Source organism: Bradyrhizobium sp. P5_C11_2, assembly GCF_054049755.1.
Genome location: NZ_JBFULT010000649.1, coordinates 1 through 3,861, shown reverse-complemented (window position 1 = coordinate 3,861; position 3,861 = coordinate 1). Strand labels below are relative to the sequence as shown.

Annotated in this window: 3 protein-coding genes; 2 read left to right on the top strand and 1 reads right to left on the bottom strand. The window is 67.4% G+C overall.

Translation table 11 applies throughout. From position 1 onward, the window contains the following. Window positions 1–17 precede the first annotated feature (17 nt). Together ACXJL8_RS36085 and argG are read left to right on the top strand one after the other, a co-directional pair. Window positions 18–794: a phosphatase PAP2 family protein gene (locus ACXJL8_RS36085; protein WP_456620808.1), complete on the top strand. Its 777-nt coding sequence runs from the start codon at window positions 18–20 to the stop codon at window positions 792–794. 93 nt (window positions 795–887) lie between these two features. After that, complete coding sequence (argG, locus tag ACXJL8_RS36080) at window positions 888–2,225, top strand: argininosuccinate synthase (protein WP_456620809.1); 1,338 nt, start codon at window positions 888–890, stop codon at window positions 2,223–2,225. Between the two features lie 160 nt (window positions 2,226–2,385). Here the strand turns inward: argG and ACXJL8_RS36075 are convergent. Then, on the bottom strand, window positions 2,386–3,861 hold a 1,476-nt coding region (locus ACXJL8_RS36075; RefSeq protein ID WP_456686543.1), incomplete at its 5' end, for an OmpA family protein.

Below are 3,861 nucleotides of genomic sequence, written 5' to 3'. Positions count from 1 at the left end.
CCGCTAAACCGCGCGCCATGAACCGGACCGGACTCTTCATCGCCCTGGCGCTGTGGCTTGTGATCGGCGTCGTTTTCGGCCTCTATCCCGAACTCGATCTCAAGCTCGCCGCACTGTTCTTCGACCCCGAGACGAAGACGTTTCCGCTCAAGCTGAACGACTGGGCGGGCTTCGCGCGTGATGCCGCTATGTGGGTTGCCTGGGCGTTCGTGCTGCCGCCGCTGGTCGCGCTCGTGGTCAAGATGATCCGGCCCGACCGGCCGCTGCTGGTGTCAGGACGCGCGATCGTCTTCCTGCTGGTCACGATCATCCTGTCGGCCGGCATTCTCACCAATCTCACCTTCAAGACCTATTGGGGCCGGCCGCGTCCGGTGGTGGTGACGCAGTTTGCCGGCGACCAGCAATTCGTGCCGTGGTGGGATCCGCGCGGCGACTGCGCGCGCAACTGCTCGTTCTTCTCGGGCGAGGGTGCGACCGCGTTCTGGACGCTGGCGCCGGCCGCGCTGGCGCCGCCGGCGTGGCGGCCGCTCGCCTATGCCGGCGCGGTTGTCTTCGGCGCCGTCACCAGCGCCCTGCGCATGGCCTTCGGCGGGCACTTCTTCACCGACGTGTCGATCGCCGGCCTCGTCACCTTCGTCGTGATCTGGTTCGCCTATGCGATGATCTACCGCTGGCCGCGGACCCGGTTCTCGGACGAGGCGGTCGATGCCGCCCTGACCCGGCTGAACATGCCTGCCTACCGGCTCCGCCAGCGCCTGTTCGGCCGCAAGGCTGGTGCCGAGCCCTCGGTTTGAGCCATTAAATGCGTGCCGATCCCTGCGAAATTTGATATTCGCGCGGTCAACCCGCAGATGACATCAGCCCTTTGAGACCTGATTGGAAGCCTTATGACCACGATCCTGAAAAGCCTGCCCAAGGGTGAGAAAGTCGGCATCGCTTTTTCGGGCGGTCTCGACACCAGCGCTGCGCTGCTCTGGATGAAGCAGAAGGGCGCGCGCTGCTACGCCTATACCGCCAATCTCGGCCAGCCCGATGAAGCCGACTACAACGAGATCCCGCGCAAGGCGATGGAGTTCGGTGCGGAGAAGGCCCTGCTCGTCGATTGCCGCATGCAACTGGTCCACGAGGGCATCGCCGCGATCCAGTCCGGCGCCTTCCACATCTCGACCGGCGGCATCACCTATTTCAACACCACGCCGCTCGGGCGCGCCGTCACCGGCACGATGCTGGTCGCGGCCATGAAGGAAGACGGCGTCAACATCTGGGGCGACGGCTCGACCTTCAAGGGCAACGACATCGAGCGCTTCTACCGCTACGGCCTGCTGACCAATCCGAGCCTGCGCATCTACAAGCCGTGGCTGGATCAGCAGTTCATCGACGAGCTCGGCGGCCGCGCCGAAATGTCGGCGTTCATGACCGTCCAGGGTTTTGCTTACAAGATGAGCGCCGAGAAGGCGTATTCGACCGATAGCAATCTGCTCGGCGCCACGCACGAGGCCAAGGATCTCGAAAGCCTCGACAGCGGCATCAAGATCGTCAACCCGATCATGGGCGTGCCGTTCTGGCGCGACGACTGCAACGTCAAGGCCGAGAAGGTGGTCGTGCGGTTCGAGGAAGGCCAGCCCATTGCGCTGAACGGCCAGACCTTTGCCGATCCGGTCGCGCTGTTCCTCGAAGCCAACGCCATCGGCGGCCGTCACGGCCTCGGCATGAGCGACCAGATCGAGAACCGCATCATCGAGGCCAAGAGCCGCGGCATCTACGAGGCGCCCGGCATGGCGCTGCTGCACATCGCCTATGAGCGGCTCGTCACCGGCATCCACAACGAGGACACGATCGAGCAGTACCGCATCAGCGGCATGCGCCTCGGCCGGCTGCTCTATCAGGGCCGCTGGTTCGATTCGCAGGCGCTGATGCTGCGCGAGACCGCGCAGCGCTGGGTGGCGCGCGCCGTCACCGGCGAGGTGACGCTCGAATTGCGGCGCGGCAACGATTACTCGATCCTCAACACCGAGAGCCCCAACCTCACCTATGCGCCGGAGCGGCTCAGCATGGAGAAGGTCGAGGACGCAGCCTTCACGCCCGCCGACCGCATCGGCCAGCTCACCATGCGCAACCTCGACATCGCCGACACCCGGACCAAGCTGAAGCTTTACACCGACACCGGCCTGCTCTCGGGCAGCGAGGGCTCGCAGATCTTCAAGCTCGAGAACGACAAGGGCTGAGATTCTCGTAGCCCGGATGGAGCGCAAGCGAAATCCGGGACTTTTGTCGCCGAGCGGATAGATCCCGGATTGCGCTTCGCTCCATCCGGGCTACGAACTCCAAACCCACAAACGAAAATGGCCGGGATCGCTCCCGGCCATTTTGCATGTGTGCTTCGCCTCAGCGCGGCGGCGCGGTGCCGGGCGGGGGCGGCGGCAGCGAGGCCTGACCGCCGTTGAGCAGCGGCGTGATGTTGCGGACAGTGACGCGCCGGTTGATCGCGCTCGGCCCTTGTGTCTGCTCCTTCAGGTACTGCTCGCCATAGCCCTGCGACGTCAGGTTCTCCGCAGGCACACCGAACTGCTGGGTCAGCAATTCGGCCGCGGACTGCGCGCGGCGGTCCGACAGCGACAGATTGTCGACCTCGTTGCCGACCGCGTCGGTGTGTCCCTCGATCAGGAACACCACGCGCGGGTTGGCCTGGATCGCACGGTTGAGGCCGTCGGCGATCGCTTGCAGCTTCGCCGCCTGATCCGGTGGGATCGTCCACGACCCCGTCTCGAAGGTGATCGTGTTGACGTCGATGCTCGGCATCTGCATGCGAATATTCGGGCTGTAGCGGATCTCGTCGAGCGTGTAGCGCCGATTGATCCGCTGCACCGGCGGTGCCTCCATGGTCTGGTAGATCACGTCCGGCGACGCCTCCTGGGCGTCGACGATGTAGCGATCGTAGGGAATGTTCACGACCGGCGGCGGCGCGTCGACATAGAAGCCGCCGACCGACTGCGGATCGCGGTAGCTGTTGTCGATGATGATGAGCTCGCGCCCGCCGGGGTCCCTGCGAATTCGCCGCAGCAACCGACCGTCGGGAGCGACCACGGTGATGATCTCGCTGCCGTCGGGACGGATCACGACGGTGCGAGTATCGCCGCCGACGGTGTCGGTGCGGATGTCGCGGGCGCCATAGCGGAAGCGATAGAGATCGTTGCCTCGGACGTAGGCCTGCCCGCCCGGATCGCGGATGATGATGCGATCCGGCTCGGTGTAGACGGTGCGGCCGCCTTCGATGGACTCGCGTCGCTGGTTGTGCAGGTCGGCGATGGTGGCGCCGATCACGGCGCCGGCCACGACGCCCGCACCGATCGCGAGCGGCGTCAGGTCACGCTGCGGCGGACGCGGTGCTGGCGGCAGCGGTGCTACGACCGTCGGCGCGGCCCGGAAGGCAGACGAAACCGTCGGCGGGGTATTTTGCGCCCTGTCGGCCGGCGGCGTTGCGGCCGCCGAGCCGGGGACGGTGCTCGGTGCCGCGACGCCGGCGGGAGGAGCCGGCGGCCGGGGCGGGACACCCGCCTGTGGCTGGGCCGGCGGAGCTCCGGCAGCGGGCGCGCCCGCGGGAGGCGTTCCACCCTGACGTCCGGGCGGTGTCGTCACAGCGCCGCCGGGGGCCGGTGTCGCCGTCGGGGCCGGGGTCGCGCCGGGGCCGGGCGTCGGTGACGGTCCCGGACGTCCGGCCGGCGGCGCGGTCGTTGCACCGCCAGGAGCGGGTGTAGCGGTTGGTCCGGGCGTCGGGGTCGGCGTCGGCGCGGCGCCGGGAGCCGGTGCCCCTGCAGCCGGAGGCGCACCGGGACGTCCAGGAACTGGTGCGCCGGGGCGCCC

Excerpts from the sequence above, each read along its gene's own strand:
- ACXJL8_RS36085 (WP_456620808.1), top strand. The coding sequence starts at position 18 with ATGAACCGGACCGGACTCTTCATCGCCCTGGCGCTGTGGCTTGTGATC.
- argG (WP_456620809.1), top strand. The coding sequence starts at position 888 with ATGACCACGATCCTGAAAAGCCTGCCCAAGGGTGAGAAAGTCGGCATC.